The following is a 17,956-nucleotide window of genomic DNA, read 5'->3' as shown; positions in this document are numbered from 1 at the left end:
CCCCCCCCCCCCCCCCCCCCCCCCCCCCCCCCCCCCCCCCCCCCCCCCCCCCCCCCCCCCCCCCCCCCCCCCCCCCCCCCCCCCCCCCCCCCCCCCCCCCCCCCCCCCCCCCCCCCCCCCCCACCCCGGAGAGTGGGCCCCGTGAGCAGACGCTCGCGGGGCCTTCGTCTTCTCCGGCATCCGGCCGGGTGCGACTCCTCCCGTGCAAGAGCAGAGGAGAGGCCATCACCGAGCCCCGCATCAACGACCGTATCCGCGTCCCCGAGGTCCGCCTGGTCGGCCCCGAGGGCGAGCAGGTCGGCATCGTGCCGATCGGCGAGGCGCTGCGCCTGGCCCAGGACTCCGAGCTCGACCTCGTCGAGGTCGCTCCCATGGCCCGGCCGCCGGTCGCCAAGCTCATGGACTACGGGAAGTTCAAGTACGAGTCCGCCCAGAAGGCCCGCGAGGCCCGGCGGAACCAGGCGCTCACCGTCATCAAGGAGATGCGGCTGCGCCTGAAGATCGACCCGCACGACTACGAGACCAAGAAGGGCCACGTCGAGCGCTTCCTCAAGAGCGGCGACAAGGTCAAGATCACCGTGATGTTCCGCGGCCGCGAGCAGTCCCGGCCGGAGATGGGCTACCGGCTGCTGCAGCGGCTGGCCGCCGACGTCGCCGAGCTCGGCGTCGTCGAGTCCAACCCGAAGCAGGACGGCCGGAACATGGTCATGGTGATCGCCCCGCACCGGAACCAGGCGGCCAGCGACGCTTCGCGACGCAACGCGAAGGCCGAGCGGCAGGCCGCCGAGGAGCAGGCCCCTCCGGCCTGATGCAGGCCCTCCCGCCCCCGCCGGTCGCGAGCTCGCGGCGGGGCCCTGCGGGAGGGCCGGGACAGCACCACCGAGACGGCCGGCGCCGTCGCGGCAGCCACGTGCTGCCGCGCGGCGCCGACAACCACGAACGAGGACCGAGGACATGCCGAAGCAGAAGACCCACAAGGGCACGGCGAAGCGCGTGCGCGTGACGGGCTCCGGGAAGCTCGTGCGCGAGCACACGAACAACCAGCACAAGTTCGAGGTGAAGTCGTCCGGGCGCAAGCGGCGGGTGAGCGGCATCGGTGTCCTCTCCCCGGCCGACTCCCCCCGGATGAAGAAGCTGCTGGGCCGCTGAGCGCCCTCCGCAACGAGAAGACAGGAGCACTCACGTGGCACGCGTGAAGCGGGCGGTCAACGCCCAGAAGAAGCGCCGGACGACCCTCGAGGCCGCCAGCGGCTACCGGGGCCAGCGGTCCCGGCTCTACCGCAAGGCCAAGGAGCAGATCCTCCACTCGGCCACCTACAACTACCGCGACCGCAAGGTGCGCAAGGGTGACTTCCGCAAGCTGTGGATCACCCGCATCAACGCCGCGGCCCGCCAGAACGACATGACCTACAACCGGTTCATGCAGGGCCTGAAGCTGGCCGGCATCGAGCTGGACCGTCGTGTCCTGGCCGAGCTGGCCGTCAACGAACCGGCCGCCTTCGCCGCCCTGGTGGAGACCGCGCGCGCTGCCGTCGCCGCCGCCCCGGTCGGCGACCAGGCCGCCTGAGCCCGGCGCAGCACGTCCCGACGCCGTCGGTGACCGGCCCTCGCGGGCCGGCGCCGGCGGCGTCGCCGTGTGTACTGCGGCTGACCGCTCCGAGATCGGCGACCCCGGGGCGGTCAGCCGCTGATGACGCCGAGATCGCCGATCCCGCGCAGGAGGAGGACGAGCGGTGACCGGACCGCTGACCGAGCGCTCGGCCCGGGTCGTGGCCGCGCGCAAGCTGACGCGGCGGGCCGGCCGGGACGCCGCCGGCCTGTTCCTCGCCGAGGGCCGCCAGGCGGTGGCGGAGGCGCTGGCCGACCCGGCCGCCGTCCGCGAGGTGTTCGCGACCGCCGCCGCGGCCGAGGCGGCCGCGGACCTGCTCACCGGGACGCCCGTGCCGGTGCGCCCGGTCACCGAGAAGGCCGCCGCCGCGCTGTCGGAGACGGTGACCCCGCAGGGCCTGGTGGCGGTCTGCGCGCTGCGGGACGTGCCCGCCGACGCGCTCGTCGCCGCGCCCCCGCGGCTGTCGGTCGCCCTCGCCGAGCTCGCCGACCCGGGCAACGCCGGCACCGTGCTGCGGACCGCGGACGCCTGCGGCGGGGGTGCGGTGGTCTTCGGTGCCGGCTCGGCCGACCCGTACGGCGGCAAGGCGGTGCGCTCGAGCGCGGGCAGCCTCTTCCACGTCGACGTCGTCCGCGGGGCACCCCTGCCGGAGCTGCTGCCGCGGCTGCAGGCAGCCGGCGTCACCGTGCTCGCCGCGGACGGCGGGGGCGAGGCGGCGCTGCCCGAGCTGGGCGACCGGCTCGCCGGGCCGGTGCTGTGGCTGTTCGGCAACGAGGCGCGCGGCGTGCCCGCGGAGCTGGCCGCGCTGGCCGACGCCCGGGTCCGCATCCCGATGCGCGGCCGGGCGGAGAGCCTCAACCTCGCCGCGGCCGCGGCGATCTGCCTCTACACCACCCAGCTCGCCCAGGGCTGACCCCGGGCGACCGGCTCGGCCAGGCGGGACGGCGCATCCGCCCCGCGACTGCCGGCGGCGAGCAGCACCGCGGCGCGGTCCGCGCCGCCGGGTCCACGCAGGGGGGGCGGGCTGCAGCCGCTCGGGTGGAGCCGAGCCCGACCGGGGCCGCCCCGGCCACCGGGGGAGTCAGGCGGGCAGCGCGATGAGCACCACCACGGCGCCGGCCGCGGCCAGCCCGGCCACCTGCGTGCCGGCCAGCCGCTCCCGCAGCACCACCTGGGCCAGGACGACGGTGCTCACCGGGTACAGCGAGGCGAGGACGCCGGTGATCGCCAACTGCCCCTGCTGCGTGGCCAGGAGGAACAGCGCGTTGGCCGCCATGTCGCCGACCCCGGCCACCAGGACGACGGGCAGCGCGGCGCGGGGCACACCCAGCGACCGGCCGGCCGACAGCGCGAGGACGACGACCAGCACCACCGACACCACGCGGGCGCCGACCAGCGGTGTGAGCCCGGCGGCCCCGCTGGTCCGGTCCAGGAGCACGAAGAACAGGCCGAACCCCGCCCCGGCGGCCAGCGCCGGCACCAGGCCGGCCGGCCGGGCCGAGCGCAGCGACGTCAGCCCGTCCTCCGCGGCCACGAGGACGACGGCGACCAGCGCCAGCCCGATGCCCACGACGGCCCACGAGGCCAGCCGCTCGCCGAAGCCGAGACCGACCACGACCGGGATCGCCGCTGCCGACACGGCGGTCACCGGCGCGACGACGCTCATCACGCCCTCGGCCAGCGCGCGGTAGAAGAGGACCAGCCCGGCGGCCCCGGCCGCGCCCGCGGACGCCCCCCACAGCAGGTCCGCGGCCGTCGGGTCGCCGCCGAGCCAGGGGAGCAGGAGCAGCAGCCCTCCCAGGCCCGCCGTCTGGGACAGCGCGACGACGGCGAACGCGGTCGCCCGCCGGGTGGCCAGACCACCGCAGAAGTCGGCCATCCCGTAGACCACCGCGCTGGCCAGCGCCAGCAGGACCGCCACGCCCGACCTCCGAACCGGGCGCGCCGGCGCGTGCCCGACCGCCTGTCTAGCACCCGGTGAGCGGCCTGGTCCCGCGGCACGGGGAGGTCGGCAGCCCTGCTGCGGTCGCTGGCGCGTCTCCCGCGGGATCGCCGATGTCGTGGGCTGCCCGGCCCGGGTGCCGACGACATCGCCGGTCCCGGCGGGGGTCGGGGGCGCCAGGAACCCGGCGGCGGTGGCGGCCACCCGGCGGGCAGAATGGCCTCCCGTGTCTGGCGCCAACGACCCCTACGACCCCAAGCAGGTCGCCGCCCTCTCCGCCGAGGCCCTCGACGCCGCGGTCGCCGAGGCCCAGAAGGCGTTCGCCGCGGCCGGGAGCCTGGAGGAGCTGGCCGCCGTGCGCCCCGCGCACCTGGGTGACCGCGCCCCGGTCCTGCTGGCCCGCCGCGAGCTCGGCGCGCTGCCGCCGGCCGCCCGGTCCGACGCCGGCAAGCGGGTCAACGCCGCGCGCATCGCCGTCACCGAGGCCCACGCCGCCCGCCTGGCCGAGCTCGAGGCCGAGCGTGACGCCCGGGTGCTGGCCGAGGAGCGGGTCGACGTGACACTGCCGTGGGACCGCACGCCCCGCGGCGCGCGGCACCCCATCACCACGCTGATGGAGCGGATCGGCGACGTCTTCGTCGGCATGGGCTACGAGGTCGCCGAGGGGCCCGAACTCGAGGCCGAGTGGCTGAACTTCGACGCGCTCAACATCGGCCGCGACCACCCCGCCCGCACGATGATGGACACGTTCTTCGTCGCCCCGGAGGACTCCGGGCTGGTGCTGCGCACGCACACCAGCCCCGTCCAGGCCCGGACGATGCTGGCCCGTACGCCGCCGATCTACGTGGTGGCCCCGGGGCGGACGTACCGCACCGACGAGCTCGACGCCACGCACACCCCGGTCTTCCACCAGGTCGAGGGCCTGGCCGTCGACCGCGGGCTGACCATGGCGCACCTGCGCGGCACGCTCGACCACCTCGCCCGGGTGCTGTTCGGCGCCGACGCGGTCACCCGCTGGCGGCCGTCGTACTTCCCCTTCACCGAGCCGTCGGCGGAGTTCGACGTCTGGTTCCCCGAGCACCGCGACGGTCCGCGCTGGGTCGAGTGGGGCGGCTGCGGGATGGTCAACCCCCGGGTGCTGGTCGCCTGCGGCATCGACCCCGACGAGTGCAGCGGCTTCGCCTTCGGCCTGGGCATCGAGCGGGCGCTGCAGTTCCGCTCGGGCGTGCCCGACATGCGCGACATGGTCGAGGGCGACGTCCGGTTCACGACGGCCTTCGGCATCGAGCAGTGACCACCACCACGAGCAGGACGGAGCAGCAGTGAGGGTCCCCATCGGCTGGCTGGCCGAGCACGTCGACCTCCCCGGGGGCATCACCGTCGAGGACCTCGACACCGCGTTCGTGCGGCTGGGCCTGGAGGTCGAGGAGATCCACCGGCCCGAGGAGGTCACCGGCCCGCTGGTCGTCGGCCGGGTGCTGGAGATCGAGGAGCTGGCCGGCTTCAAGAAGCCGATCCGTTACTGCCGGGTCGACGCGGGGGAGGGCGAGCCCCGGGGCATCGTCTGCGGTGCCCGCAACTTCGTGGTCGGCGACGCCGTCGTCGTGGCGCTGCCCGGGGCGGTGCTGCCCGGCGGCTTCGAGATCGCCTCGCGCAGGACCTACGACCGGCTCTCCGACGGGATGATCTGCTCGGCCCGCGAGCTCGGCATCGGGGAGGACCACGCCGGGATCCTGGTGCTGGGGGACGGCGCCCCCGAGCCGGGTACCCCGGCCGGGCCGGTGGTCGGCCTGGACGACGTCGTCATCGAGCTGGCGATCACCCCTGACCGCGGCTACTGCCTGTCGATGCGCGGCATCGCCCGCGAGATGGGCACCGGCCTCGGCGTCGACTGGCGCGACCCGGGCGCGGCCACGCTGCCGACCTGGTCGGGTGAGCCGGCCTGGCGGGTCGCCGTCGAGGACGCCGACCGCTGCGACCGCTTCTCGATGATCGCGCTGGAGGGCCTGGACCCGACCGCCCCCAGCCCCTGGTGGATGCGCCGGCGGCTGGCGCAGTCCGGCGTCCGCAGCATCTCGCTGGCGGTCGACGTCACGAACTACGTGATGCTCGAGCTCGGCCAGCCGATGCACGCCTTCGACCGCGCCGCGGTCACCGGCCCGATCGTCGTCCGCCGGGCGCGGACCGGCGAGCGGCTGACCACCCTGGACGGCGTCGACCGCGCGCTGGACGCCGACGACCTGCTGATCACCGACGACACCGGACCCATCGGGTTGGCCGCGGTGATGGGCGGGGCGTCCACCGAGATCGGCGAGGGCACGACCGACGTGCTGCTGGAGGCGGCGCACTGGGAGCCCACCGGGGTGGCCCGCACCGCCCGCCGGCACCGGCTGCCCAGCGAGGCGGCCAAGCGCTTCGAGCGCGGCGTCGACCCGGAGATGACGATGGTCGCGCTGGCCCGCGCGGCGGCGCTCCTGGCCGAGTTCGGCGGCGCCCGCGTCGTCGGCACCCCGGTGGACGTCGACACCCGCGGCCCGCGGCCGGCGATCGCGCTGGAGTCCGACCGGCCCGGCCGGGTGGCCGGCGTGCCCTATCCGCCGGCGCAGGTCGTCGAGCTGCTGGCCCAGGTCGGCTGCACGGTCGACGGCGAGGGCGCTCAGCTGGCGGTCACCCCGCCGCCGTGGCGGCCGGACCTCACCGACCCGGCCGACCTGGTCGAGGAGGTCGTCCGGCTGGCCGGCTACGACGACGTCCCCTCGGTGCTGCCCACCGCCCCGCCCGGGCGCGGGCTGACCGAGAGCCAGCGCCGCCGCCGCGCGATCGGCCGCACCCTCGCCGAGGCCGGCTACGTGGAGGCGCCGTCCTACCCGTTCGTCGGGGAGCCCGTGCTGGACGCCCTCGGCCTGGACGTCGGCGACCCCCGCCGCGAGGTGGTGCTGGTCCGCAACCCGCTCTCGGAGGAGGAGCCGGCGCTGCGCACCACGTTGCTCCCCGGCCTGCTCGCCACGCTCGCCCGCAACCTCTCCCGCGGCCAGCGGGACGTGGCGCTGTTCGAGCACGGCGCGGTCTTCCCCGGTGGGCGACGCCGCCCCGCGCCGCTGCCGGGCGTCGACCGGCGCCCGGACGACGAGACGCTGGCCGCCCTGCTCGGGGCGGTCCCGGACCAGCCCTGGCACGTGGCCGTGGCGCTGGCCGGCAACCGCGAGCCGCGCGGCTGGTGGGGCCCGGGCCGACCGGCGGGATGGGCCGACGCCGTGCAGGCCGCCCGGCGGGTCGCCGCGGCGGCCGGTGTGGAGCTGACCGTCCGGGCCGGGACGCGGGCGCCCTGGCACCCCGGCCGCTGCGCCGAGCTGGTGGTCGACGACCGGGTCGTCGGCCACGCCGGTGAGCTGCACCCGCGGGTGTGCACCGCGCTCGACCTCCCCGCCCGGACCTCGGTCATGGAGCTCGACGTCGACGCGCTCCCGCCGGCCCCGGTGCCGGTCGCCCCCGCGGTGTCGGCGTTCCCGCCGGTGCTGCTGGACCTGGCGCTCGTCGTCCGCGACGAGGTGCCCGCCGCCGAGGTGGACGCGGCGGTGCGCGCGGGCGCCGGGGAGCTGCTGGAGTCGCTGCGGCTGTTCGACGTCTACGCGGGCCCGCCGGTGCCGGCCGGCTCCCGGTCCCTGGCCTACGCGCTCACCCTGCGGGCGCCGGACCGGACGCTGACCAGCGAGGAGGCGACCACGGTGCGCGACGCGGCGGTCGCTGCGGCCGCCGAGCGGACGGGCGCCGAGCTCCGTGGCTGACCTCGCCGGCTCCGTCGCGCTGGTCACCGGGGCCTCGACGGGCATCGGCCGGCACCTGGTGCAGGGGCTGGCCGAGCGCGGCGCGGCGGTGGCCGGGCTGGCCCGGGGCGGCGAGCGGCTGGCCGCCACCATGGCGGACGTGGCCGCCGCGACCGGCGCCCGCACGCTGGCCGTCGCCGCCGACGTCACCGACCGGGCGGCGGTGGACGAGGCGGTGGCGCGGGTCCGGGAGGAGCTCGGCCCGGTCGACCTGCTGGTCAACAACGCCGGGCTGGTCGACGCCGCCGAGGAACCGCTCTGGGAGGCCGATCCCGACCAGTGGTGGGACGTCGTGTCCAGCCACGTCCGCGGCGGGTTCCTGCTGTGCCGCGCCGTCGTCCCGTGGATGGTGCTGCGCAACCGCGGCCGGGTGGTCAACCTGGCCAGCGGGATGAGCGTGCGCGCCCGCCCGGAGTACTCGGCCTACTCGGTGGCCAAGACCGGCCTCATGCGCATGACCGAGGCGCTGGCCGGCGCGCTCGAGGGCAGCGACGTCCGGGTCTTCGACGTCGCGCCCGGCGTGGTGCGCACCGACATGACCGCGGCGATGCCGATGCACCGCGGCCGCACCGACTGGACCGACCCGGCCGACGTCGTCGCGTTCGTCGCCGCGGTGGCCGCCGGCGAGCTCGACGCGTGGTCGGGCCGGTTCCTGCGGGTGGGCGGCGACGACCTCGACACCCTCCGCGTGCTGCGGCCGGAGGGGGACGCCCGGCAGCTGCGCCTGCACCCCTACGGGGACGCCGACCCCCTCGCCTGACCCTGCGCCCTCCCGGTCGGTCCTGCGCGAGGCGTCGGTAGCCGGCGGATACACCGATGAACGGTCATGCATAGCCGTGTATGGTCATGCATCGTGAGTACAGGGCAGACGTGGACGGTCGGGGTCACCGGCGCCACCGGGTACGCCGGGGGTGAGGTGTGCCGGCTGCTGGCCGGGCACCCGGCCCTGCGGTTGGCCGGGGTGCACGCCAATTCCAGCGCCGGGCGACGCCTCGGTGAGCTGCAGCCCCACCTGCTCCCGTACGCCGACCTCGAGGTGCAGCCCAGTGACGCCGCCGCGCTGAGCGGCTACGACGTCGTGGTGCTGGCCCTGCCGCACGGGGAGTCGGCCGCGATCGCCGCCCAGCTGTCCGACGACACCCTCGTCGTCGACTGCGGCGCCGACCACCGGCTCAACGACCCCGCGGCGTGGGCGCGGTGGTACGGCGGCGAGCACGCGGGCTCCTGGCCCTACGGGCTGCCCGAGCTGCCCGGCCAGCGGGAGCAGCTGGCCGGCGCCCGGCGGATCGCCGTCCCCGGCTGCTACCCGACCTCGGTCACGCTGGCGCTGGCGCCGGCGTTGGCCGCCGGCCTGGTCGAGCCCGACGTGGTGGTCGTCGCCGCGAGCGGCACCTCCGGCGCCGGGAAGTCCGCGAAGCCGCACCTGCTGGGCAGCGAGGTCATGGGCTCGGTCAGCGCCTACGGCGTCGGGGGCGTGCACCGGCACACCCCCGAGATGGTGCAGAACCTCTCGCAGGCGGCCGGCGCCGAGGTGACCGTGAGCTTCACCCCGACGCTGGTCCCGATGAGCCGCGGCATCCTCGCCACCTGCTCGGCGCCCCTGACGCCGGGCAGCGACGCCGCCGCCGCGCGGGCCGCCTACGAGAAGGCCTACGCCGACGAGCCGTTCGTGCACGTGCTCCCCGAGGGGCAGTGGCCGACGACGGCGCAGGTGCTCGGCGCGAACACCGTCGCGCTGCAGCTGGCCGTCGACTCCGACGCCGGCCGGCTGGTCGTCGTCGCCGCGGTCGACAACCTTACTAAGGGCACCGGGGGAGCGGCGATCCAGTGCGCCAACCTGGCCCTCGGCCTGCCCGAGACCACCGGCCTGCCCGTGGTGGGGGTGGCGCCGTGACCACGACCGCGCCCCGGGGCTTCCGCGCCGCGGGCGTCGCCGCGGGCCTCAAGAGCACCGGCGCCAACGACGTCGCCCTCGTCGTCAACGACGGCCCGGACGACGCCGCCGCCGCGGTCTTCACCACCAACCGCTTCCCGGCCGCGCCGGTGCAGTGGAGCCGGCAGGTGCTGTCCACCGGCCGGGTGAAGGCGGTCGTCCTCAACTCCGGTGGCGCCAACGCCTGCACCGGCGCGGAGGGTTTCCAGGACACCCACGCCACCGCCGAGCACGTGGCGGGGGAGCTGGGCATCGGCGCGATCGACGTCGCGGTGGCCTCCACCGGGCTGATCGGTGTCCGGCTGCCCATGGACCGGCTGACCGCCGGGGTCACCGCCGCGGCGGAGGCGCTGTCGGGGACGGGCGGTGAGGACGCCGCGTCGGCGATCATGACCACCGACAGCGTGCCGAAGACGACGGTGCAGGCCCGCGGGGGCTGGACCGTCGGCGGCATGGCCAAGGGCGCCGGCATGCTCGCGCCGAGCCTGGCCACGATGCTCGTCGTCCTCACCACCGACGCGGTGGTCCCCGCCGGGGTCCTGCAGACCGCGCTGAAGGAGGCGACCAGCGTCAGCTTCGAACGGGTCGACTCCGACGGCTGCCTGTCCACCAACGACACCGTGCTCGTCATGGCCTCCGGGGCCAGCGGGGTCACCCCCACCGCGGCGGAGGTCACCGAGGCGCTCACCGCGGCGGCGACCGACCTCGCGATGCAGCTGCTGGCCGACGCCGAGGGGTCGACCAAGGACATCGCGATCACCGTCCGCAACGCCGCCAGCGTCGACGACGCGCTCACCGCCGGCCGGGCCTGTGCCCGGAACAACCTGCTCAAGACCGCGCTGTTCGGCAACGACCCCAACTGGGGCCGGGTGCTCGCCGCGATCGGCACCACCGACGCCGCCTTCGAGCCCGACCGGGTCGACGTCACGATCAACGGCGTCACCGTCTGCCGGGGCGGCGCGATCGGCGACCCCCGCGAGGGCGTGGACCTCACCGGCCGGGAGATCACCATCGACGTCGACCTGAGGGCGGGTACGGAGCAGGCGACCATCTGGACCAACGACCTGTCCATCGCCTACGTCCACGAGAACTCGGCCTACTCCACATGAGCCAGCCAGGACCCCACGTGACCACCACCCACGACCCGGACGCGCAGGACCCGACGCCACCCGACGTCCGCGTCGACGAGCTGACGCGGCCGCCGAAGGTCGGCACCCGCCGGGTCATGCGCACCGACGACCCCGAGGGCGACCGGCTGAAGGTCGCCGTCCTCACCGGTGCGCTGCCGTGGCTCAAGGAGTTCCACGGCAACGTCGTCGTCGTGAAGTACGGCGGGCACGCCATGGTCGACGAGGAGTGCCGCCGGGCCTTCGCCGAGGACATGGTCTTCCTGCGCACCTGCGGCATCCACCCGGTCGTGGTGCACGGCGGCGGCCCCCAGATCACCGAGATGCTCGGCCGGCTGGGCATCGAGAGCGAGTTCCGCGGTGGCCTGCGGGTGACCACGCCCGAGACGATCGACGTCGTCCGGATGGTGCTCACCGGGCAGGTGACCCCCGAGGTCGTCGGACTGATCAACCAGCACGGGCCGCTGGCCGTCGGCCTGTCGGGGGAGGACGGCGGGCTGTTCACCGCCGCCCGCACGCACGCCCTCGTCGAGGGCCGGCCGGTGGACGTCGGCCTGGTCGGTGACGTGGTCGCCGTCGACCCCACGCCGGTCACCGCGCTGTTGGAGTCCGGGCACATCCCGGTCGTCGCCACGGTCGCCCCGGACGCCGACGGCGTGGTGCACAACGTCAACGCCGACACCGCCGCGGCCGCCCTCGCGGTGGCGCTGCACGCGGTGAAGCTGGTCGTCCTCACCGACGTCGAGGGGCTCTACGCCGACTGGCCCGACCGCGACTCCCTGGTGCAGCAGATCGACGCCGCCGAGCTGGCCGAGATCCTGCCGACCCTGGACGCCGGGATGGTGCCGAAGATGACCGCCTGCCTGCGGGCGGTCAACGGCGGGGTGAAGCGGGCGACCGTCGTCGACGGCCGGTCGCCGCACGCCCTGCTGCTGGAGATGTTCACGACGGAAGGGACCGGGACCATGGTGGTCCCGGCCGAGCCCGGGAGGGAGCCGGCATGACCCACACGGAGGAGCTGGCCACCCGCTGGTCGGCCGTGATGATGGGCAACTACAAGACCCCGCCGGTCGCGCTGGCGCGCGGCGCCGGGGCGACCGTGTGGGACGTCGACGGCCGGGAGTACACCGACCTGCTCGGCGGCATCGCGACGACGATCCTCGGCCACGCCCACCCGCGGGTCACCGAGGCGATCACCCGGCAGGCGCAGACCCTGGGGCACGTCTCCAACCTGGCGATGCACGAGCCCGGCGTCCTGCTGGCCGAGCGGCTGCTGGAGCTGGCCGGCCGGCCCGGACGGGTGTTCTTCTGCAACTCCGGCGCCGAGGCCAACGAGGCGGCGTTCAAGATCAGCCGGCTGACCGGGCGGTCGGAGGTGGTCACCGCCGAGGGCGCCTTCCACGGCCGGACCATGGGCGCGCTGGCGCTGACCGGTCAGCCGTCGAAGGCCGCGGCCTTCGCCCCGCTGCCCGGCGGGGTGCGGTACGTGCCCTACGGCGATCCCGAGGCCCTGGCCGGCACCGTCTCCCAGCAGACGGCGATGGTGCTGCTCGAGCCGATGCTCGGCGAGGGCGGCGTGCTGCCCGCGCCGGCCGGCTACCTGGCCGCGGCGGCGCGCACCGCTCAGGACGCCGGTGCACTGTTCGCCGTCGACGAGGTGCAGACCGGCACCGGCCGCACCGGCCACTGGTTCGCGCACCAGGCCGACGGCCTGCAGCCCGACGTCGTCACCCTGGCCAAGGCACTCGGCGGTGGGCTGCCGATCGGCGCGACCCTCGCCTTCGGCGCGGCCGCGGACCTGTTGACCGCCGGCTCCCACGGCTCGACCTTCGGCGGCAACCCGATCGCCGCGGCCGCCGCGCTGGCCGTCCTCGACACGATCCGCGACGAGGGGCTGCTCGAGCGGGCCAAGGAGCTCGAGCACCGGTTCACCGCCGGGATCGAGGGCCTCGGCCACGCCGGGGTCCGCGGGGTCCGGGGGCGGGGCGCGCTGCTCGGCGTCGTCCTGACCGCGCCGGTCGCCGCCGCGCTGGAGGCGGCCCTGCGGGACGCCGGCTTCCTCACCAACGCCGTCGCGCCCGACGTGCTGCGGCTGGCGCCGTCCCTGGTGCTGACCGACGCACAGGTCGACGCCTTCGTCACGGCGCTCCCGGCCGCCCTCGACGCGGCGGCCCAGCAGTGACCCGGCACTTCCTGCGCGACGACGACCTGAGCCCGGCCGAGCAGGCCGAGGTGCTGGCGCTGGCCGCCGAGCTCAAGCGGACCCGGCACACGGCCGAGGCGCCCACCCCGCTCGCCGCTCCCCACGGGGTGCCGCGGGCGGTGGCGGTGCTGTTCGACAAGCCCTCCACCCGCACCCGGGTGTCCTTCTCCGTCGGCGTCGCCGAGCTCGGCGGCTACCCGCTGGTCATCGACGCCGGCTCCAGCCAGCTGGGCCGCGGTGAGCCGATCGAGGACACCACCCGCGTGCTCGACCGGCAGGCCGCGGCGATCGTCTGGCGCACCTTCGGCCAGGACCGCATCGAGGCCATGGCCGCGGTGAGCCGGGTGCCGGTGGTCAACGCGCTCACCGACGAGTTCCACCCCTGCCAGATCCTCGCCGACCTGCAGACGGTCATCGAGCGCAAGGGCTCGCTGGCCGGCCGGTCGATGACCTACCTCGGCGACGGGGCCAACAACATGGCGCACTCGTACCTGCTGGGCGGGGCCACCGCCGGCATGCACGTGCGGATCGGCTCGCCGGCGGAGTTCCAGCCGTCCAAGGAGGTGCTGGAGCGCGCCGAGGACATCGCCGCGCAGACCGGCGGCTCGGTCGCCTGGACCGCCGACGCCGCGGCCGCCGCCGACGGCGCCGACGTCCTGGTCACCGACACCTGGGTCTCCATGGGCCAGGAGGGCGAGTACGAGTCCCGCACCGCGCCGTTCCTGCCCTACGCGGTGGACGACGCCGCGCTGGCCCGGGCCGACGCCGACGCCGTCGTCCTGCACTGCCTGCCGGCCTACCGCGGCAAGGAGATCGCCGCCGAGGTCATCGACGGTCCGCACAGCGCCGTCTGGGACGAGGCGGAGAACCGGCTGCACGCCCAGAAGGCGTTGCTCGTCTGGCTGCTGGAGAGGTCATGAGACCGAGCGTCACCACGTCCGTCGGGCACGGTGTGCGTCCGTCGCGCCTGCGGGAGCGAGCGGGGTGACCGGCGCGCTCACCCGCTCCGCGCGGCAGGCCCGGATCCGTGAGCTCATCGACACCCAGCCGGTCACCTCGCAGACCCAGCTCGCCGCGCTGCTGGCCGGGTCCGGCATCGAGGTCACCCAGGCCACGCTGTCGCGGGACCTGGAGGAGCTGGGCGCGGTCAAGATGCGCGGCTCGGACGGCGCACCGGCGTCCTACGTGCTGCCGCCGGAGAACGCCCCGCTGCGCCCGGCGCAGGCCGCCCCGGCCCGGCTGACCCGGCTGCTGGCCGACCTGCTGACCAGCGCGGAGGGCAGCGCCAACCTGGCCGTCCTGCGCACGCCCCCCGGCGCCGCGCAGTTCCTGGCCTCGGCCCTGGACAAGGTCGGCCTCCCCGACGTCCTGGGCACGATCGCGGGGGACGACACTCTCCTGGTCGTGTCCCGCGCGCCCGACGGCGGCCCCGCACTGGCCGACCGGCTGCGGGCGCTCGCCGCGCGCACCCCGGCGGTCTACCCCGAACTGACGTCGGACCTGGAAGAGAGCTGATCCGTGACCTCCGCACCTCCGGACACCCGTCTGTGGGGCGGCCGCTTCGGCGGCGGCCCCTCCGCGGCGCTGGCGGCGTTGTCCAAGTCGACCCACTTCGACTGGCGACTGGCGCCGTTCGACCTGGCCGGCTCCCGCGCCCACGCGCGGGTGCTGCACCGGGCCGGTCTGCTCACCGACGACGAGCTGGAGCAGATGCTGGGGGCCCTCACCGAGCTGTCCAACGAGGTCGAGGCGGGCACCTTCACCGCGCTCGAGTCCGACGAGGACGTGCACGAGGCGCTCGAGCGGGGGCTGTCGCAGAAGCTCGGCCCCCTCGGCGGCAAGCTGCGCGCCGGCCGCAGCCGCAACGACCAGATCGCCACCGACCTGCGGCTCTACCTGCGCCACCACGTGCGCAGCCTCGTCGGGGAGCTCTCCTCGCTGGAGTACGCGCTGCTGGGCCTCGCGCAGCGCTACCAGGACGTCGCGGCACCGGGCATGACCCACCTCCAGCACGCCCAGCCGGTGCTCATCGCCCACCAGCTGCTCGCCCACGTGCACTCGTTCGCCCGGGACGTGGACCGGCTGCGGGACTGGGACCGGCGCACCGCCGTCAGCCCCTACGGCTCCGGCGCGCTGGCCGGCTCCTCGCTCCCGCTGGACCCCGACGCCGTCGCCGCCGAGCTCGGCTTCGACCGCGCCTCGGACAACTCGGTGGACGGCGTGAGCGACCGTGACTTCGCCGCCGAGTTCTGCTTCGCCGCCGCGCTCATCGGGGTCCACCTGTCCCGGCTGGGGGAGGAGGTCGTGCTGTGGACGTCGACCGAGTTCGGCTGGGCCCGGCTCGACGACTCCTGGGCGACCGGGTCGTCGATCATGCCGCAGAAGAAGAACCCCGACATCGCCGAGCTCGCCCGGGGCAAGTCCGGCCGGTTCGTCGGCAACCTCACCGGCCTGCTCACGATGCTCAAGGGCCTGCCGCTGGCCTACGACCGGGACCTGCAGGAGGACAAGGAGCCGGTCTTCGACTCCATGGAGCAGCTGCTGCTCCTGCTGCCCGCCGTCACCGGGATGACGGCCACCCTGACGCTGCGTCCGGAGGTCCTGGAGGCCGCGGCGCCCCAGGGCTTCGCCCTCGCCACCGACGTCGCGGAGTGGCTGGTCCGGCAGGGCGTGCCGTTCCGCTCGGCGCACGAGATCAGCGGCGCCATGGTCGCCTTCTGCGAGGAGGCCGGCCTCGAGCTCGACGAGCTCGACGACGACCAGCTGGCCGGCATCGACGAGCGGCTGACCCCCGGCGTGCGCTCCGTGCTCACCGTGCGCGGCGCGCTGGCGGCCCGCAGCGCCCGGGGTGGGACGGCGCCGGAACGGGTCGCCGAGCAGCTGACCCGGCTCGCCGACCTCACCCGGCAGCACGCCGACTGGGCGTCGTCCTCACCCGTGGCGGCCGCGCTCTGAGCTCGTCGTCCGCCGGCCGGCCCGGGCCGCTCCTCACACCCGAGGAGCTGCTCGGGCCGCCGGACGTCGTGGCCCCGACGCTGCTCGGGTGCTGGCTGGTCACCGACCGCGCGGAGGGGCAGGTGGCCCTGCGGCTCACCGAGGTCGAGGCCTACGCCGGGGACGGCACCGACCCCGCGGCCCACTCGCACCGGGGACCGACCCCGCGGGCGGCGATCATGTTCGGGCCGCCGGGGCGGTTGTACGTCTACTTCAGCTACGGCGTGCACTGGTGCGCCAACGTCGTCGTCGGCCCGGAGGGGCAGGGGTCGGCGGTGCTGTTGCGGGCCGGGGACGTCGTGGTGGGGGAGGAGCTGGCCCGCTCCCGGCGGCCCGCCGCCCGGACCGCGCGGGACCTCGCCGGCGGGCCGGCCCGGCTGACCCAGGCGCTGGCGATCGGCCCGGGCGACAAGGACGCCGACCTGCTCTCCCCGGACAGCCCGGTCCGGCTGCACCGCGGGGACCGACCGGGACAGGTGTCGACCGGTCCCCGGGTCGGCATCAGCGTCGCCACCGACCTGCCGTGGCGCTTCTGGGAGACCGGTGCCGCCTCGGTGAGCGCCTTCCGGGCGGGTGGGAAGGGACGGCGCCGCGAGGGTGGCGTCCGGTGAGCACCCCCGGGCACGGGTCGACGCGCGTCAGCGAGGATGGGCGCGTGACCGACGTGATCTCCGAGCTGCACCGCCGCGGGCTCATCGCCCAGAGCACCGACGAGGACGCCCTGCGTGCCTCCCTCGCGGCCGGGCCGGTCACCTACTACGCCGGCTTCGACCCGACCGCCCCCAGCCTGCACGTGGGCCACCTGCTGCAGTTCATGGTGCTGCGGGCGCTGCAGCGGGCCGGGCACCGGCCCGTCGTCCTGGTCGGCGGTGCCACCGGGCTGATCGGCGACCCGCGGCCGACGGCCGAGCGACAGCTCAACGACCGGGACACCGTCGCCGGGTGGGTGGACAGCATCCGCACCCAGGTGGCGCCGTTCCTCGAGGTGCCGGCCGAGCGGGACGGGCTCGCCGCGCCGGTCTACGTGAACAACCTCGACTGGACCGCGCCGCTGTCGGCCATCGACTTCCTGCGGGAGATCGGCAAGCACTTCCGGGTCAGCCAGATGCTGGCGAAGGAGGCCGTCTCCGCGCGGCTGAACTCCGAGGCCGGCATCAGCTACACCGAGTTCAGCTACCAGATCCTGCAGGCCAACGACTACCGGGAGCTGTACCGGCGCAACGGCGTGACGCTGCAGACCGGGGGCTCGGACCAGTGGGGCAACCTGACCGCGGGCATCGACCTGGTGCGCCGCACCGAGGGCGCGAGGGTGCACGCGCTGTCGACCCCGCTGGTGAGCAAGTCCGACGGCACCAAGTTCGGCAAGACCGAGGGCGGCGCCGTCTGGCTCGACCCGGCGCTCACCTCGCCCTACGCCTTCTTCCAGTTCTGGCTCAACGCCGACGACGCCGACGCCCGCGCCTGGCTGCCGCTGTACTCCGAGCGGCCGGCCGAGGAGGTCGAGGCGCTCGTGGCCGAGAGCGTGGAGCGCCCGGCGTCCCGCGCTCCCCAGCGCGCCCTCGCCCAGGAGCTGACCCTCCTCGTGCACGGACCCGAGGAGCTGCGGCAGGCCGAGGCCGCCGGCCGGGCGCTGTTCGGCCGCGACGACCTCTCGGCCCTGGGGGCGGACACCCTCGGCGCCGCGCTCCGCGAGGCGGGCAGCGTCACCGTGGACGGCGAGACGCCGACGGTGGCCCAGCTGCTGCAGCTCACCGGCCTGGTCGGCAGCCTCTCGGAGGCGCGGCGGACGGTGAAGGAGGGCGGTGCGTACCTCAACAACGAGCGGGTGACCGACGCCGAGGCCGTCCCGGGGGAGGACACCTGGCTCGCGGGCGGTTGGCTGGTGCTCCGTCGGGGCAAGCGGGCGGTCGCCGGGGTGCAGCGGGGCGCCTGACCTGGCGTGTGAACGGCGTGTGACGCCCCCGTTGCCGAGGGGTGTCCGGCGTCACCGCGCACCGGTTTGACACGGCCTCCGGGCCCACGTAACTTTCTCTCTGCGCCGGGAACGACCGCGAGGCCGGGCCCGGGCGCCAGAGTGAGACACCACAAGCCGAAGACGACGGCCGCGAGGCCTGGTTCTCCGCGCGTCCGCTCCTTGAGAACTCAACAGCGTGCCGAAAGTCAGTGCCAAGTTTTATTTCCCCCGCACTGCACAGGTTTTGTGTGGTGAGGGATTCCTTTGGTTGATTGACATCAAGAGTGCTAGCTCTTGGTTCTCGGCCATGGATGCAAATTCATCTACGGAGAGTTTGATCCTGGCTCAGGACGAACGCTGGCGGCGTGCT

At 75.4% G+C, this 17,956-nt stretch carries 17 protein-coding genes; 16 read left to right on the top strand and 1 reads right to left on the bottom strand.

Annotated features, from left to right (window positions below):
- The first annotated feature begins 188 nt into the window (after positions 1 to 188).
- The 4 genes from infC (at position 189) to ACI78V_RS22200 (ending at position 2,522) form a co-directional block, all read left to right on the top strand.
- Positions 189 to 809, top strand: a complete 621-nt coding sequence (gene infC, locus ACI78V_RS22215) for a translation initiation factor IF-3 (RefSeq protein WP_456854816.1) — start codon at positions 189 to 191, stop codon at positions 807 to 809.
- A gap of 145 nt (positions 810 to 954) precedes the next feature.
- Entirely contained in the window at positions 955 to 1,149 is a 195-nt protein-coding gene (gene rpmI, locus ACI78V_RS22210; protein WP_097204960.1) for a 50S ribosomal protein L35, read from the top strand.
- A gap of 34 nt (positions 1,150 to 1,183) precedes the next feature.
- Positions 1,184 to 1,567, top strand: coding sequence for a 50S ribosomal protein L20 (gene rplT, locus ACI78V_RS22205; RefSeq protein ID WP_456854814.1), 384 nt, complete (start codon positions 1,184 to 1,186; stop codon positions 1,565 to 1,567).
- Positions 1,568 to 1,733: 166 nt separating this feature from the next.
- Positions 1,734 to 2,522, top strand: a complete 789-nt coding sequence (locus ACI78V_RS22200) for a TrmH family RNA methyltransferase (RefSeq protein ID WP_456854811.1) — start codon at positions 1,734 to 1,736, stop codon at positions 2,520 to 2,522.
- 168 nt (positions 2,523 to 2,690) lie between these two features.
- On the opposite strand, the gene ACI78V_RS22195 is transcribed toward ACI78V_RS22200, so the two are convergent.
- Entirely contained in the window at positions 2,691 to 3,530 is an 840-nt protein-coding gene (locus ACI78V_RS22195) for an EamA family transporter (RefSeq protein WP_456854809.1), read from the bottom strand.
- Between the two features lie 247 nt (positions 3,531 to 3,777).
- Here ACI78V_RS22195 and pheS point away from each other — a divergent pair, with 247 nt between their 5' ends.
- From pheS to tyrS, 12 genes are all read left to right on the top strand, one after another.
- The gene (gene pheS / locus ACI78V_RS22190) at positions 3,778 to 4,845 is read left to right on the top strand and encodes a phenylalanine--tRNA ligase subunit alpha (RefSeq protein WP_456854807.1); all 1,068 of its coding nucleotides are present in this window, start codon (positions 3,778 to 3,780) and stop codon (positions 4,843 to 4,845) included.
- 28 nt (positions 4,846 to 4,873) lie between these two features.
- Positions 4,874 to 7,336: a phenylalanine--tRNA ligase subunit beta gene (gene pheT, locus ACI78V_RS22185; protein ID WP_456854805.1), complete on the top strand. Its 2,463-nt coding sequence runs from the start codon at positions 4,874 to 4,876 to the stop codon at positions 7,334 to 7,336.
- Complete coding sequence (locus tag ACI78V_RS22180; protein WP_456854803.1) at positions 7,329 to 8,135, top strand: SDR family NAD(P)-dependent oxidoreductase; 807 nt, start codon at positions 7,329 to 7,331, stop codon at positions 8,133 to 8,135. Before pheT ends, ACI78V_RS22180 begins: the two co-directional genes overlap by 8 nt.
- 93 nt (positions 8,136 to 8,228) lie before the next feature.
- Positions 8,229 to 9,269 (top strand): N-acetyl-gamma-glutamyl-phosphate reductase, encoded by a 1,041-nt coding sequence (gene argC, locus ACI78V_RS22175; protein WP_456854801.1) that lies wholly within the window; start codon positions 8,229 to 8,231, stop codon positions 9,267 to 9,269.
- Entirely contained in the window at positions 9,266 to 10,417 is a 1,152-nt protein-coding gene (gene argJ / locus ACI78V_RS22170) for a bifunctional glutamate N-acetyltransferase/amino-acid acetyltransferase ArgJ (RefSeq protein ID WP_456854798.1), read from the top strand. The genes argC and argJ overlap by 4 nt, the downstream gene beginning before the upstream one ends.
- Before the next feature lie 17 nt (positions 10,418 to 10,434).
- Entirely contained in the window at positions 10,435 to 11,439 is a 1,005-nt protein-coding gene (argB, locus tag ACI78V_RS22165; RefSeq protein ID WP_456854796.1) for an acetylglutamate kinase, read from the top strand.
- The gene (locus tag ACI78V_RS22160; protein WP_456854794.1) at positions 11,436 to 12,617 is read left to right on the top strand and encodes an acetylornithine transaminase; all 1,182 of its coding nucleotides are present in this window, start codon (positions 11,436 to 11,438) and stop codon (positions 12,615 to 12,617) included. Before argB ends, ACI78V_RS22160 begins: the two co-directional genes overlap by 4 nt.
- Entirely contained in the window at positions 12,614 to 13,558 is a 945-nt protein-coding gene (gene argF, locus ACI78V_RS22155; RefSeq protein WP_456854792.1) for an ornithine carbamoyltransferase, read from the top strand. The genes ACI78V_RS22160 and argF overlap by 4 nt, the downstream gene beginning before the upstream one ends.
- Positions 13,559 to 13,622: 64 nt before the next feature.
- Positions 13,623 to 14,153 carry an arginine repressor gene (locus ACI78V_RS22150; protein WP_456854790.1) on the top strand — a complete coding sequence of 177 codons (531 nt, stop codon included), beginning with the start codon at positions 13,623 to 13,625 and terminating at the stop codon, positions 14,151 to 14,153.
- Between the two features lie 3 nt (positions 14,154 to 14,156).
- Positions 14,157 to 15,593, top strand: a complete 1,437-nt coding sequence (gene argH / locus ACI78V_RS22145) for an argininosuccinate lyase (RefSeq protein ID WP_456854788.1) — start codon at positions 14,157 to 14,159, stop codon at positions 15,591 to 15,593.
- Positions 15,557 to 16,243, top strand: a complete 687-nt coding sequence (locus ACI78V_RS22140) for a DNA-3-methyladenine glycosylase (RefSeq protein ID WP_456854818.1) — start codon at positions 15,557 to 15,559, stop codon at positions 16,241 to 16,243. Before argH ends, ACI78V_RS22140 begins: the two co-directional genes overlap by 37 nt.
- A 44-nt stretch (positions 16,244 to 16,287) precedes the next feature.
- Positions 16,288 to 17,565, top strand: coding sequence for a tyrosine--tRNA ligase (tyrS, locus tag ACI78V_RS22135; RefSeq protein ID WP_456854786.1), 1,278 nt, complete (start codon positions 16,288 to 16,290; stop codon positions 17,563 to 17,565).
- Positions 17,566 to 17,956 lie beyond the last annotated feature (391 nt).

The organism is Geodermatophilus sp. SYSU D00742 (assembly GCF_054049935.1).
This window is presented reverse-complemented; position numbering and strand designations above follow the sequence as displayed.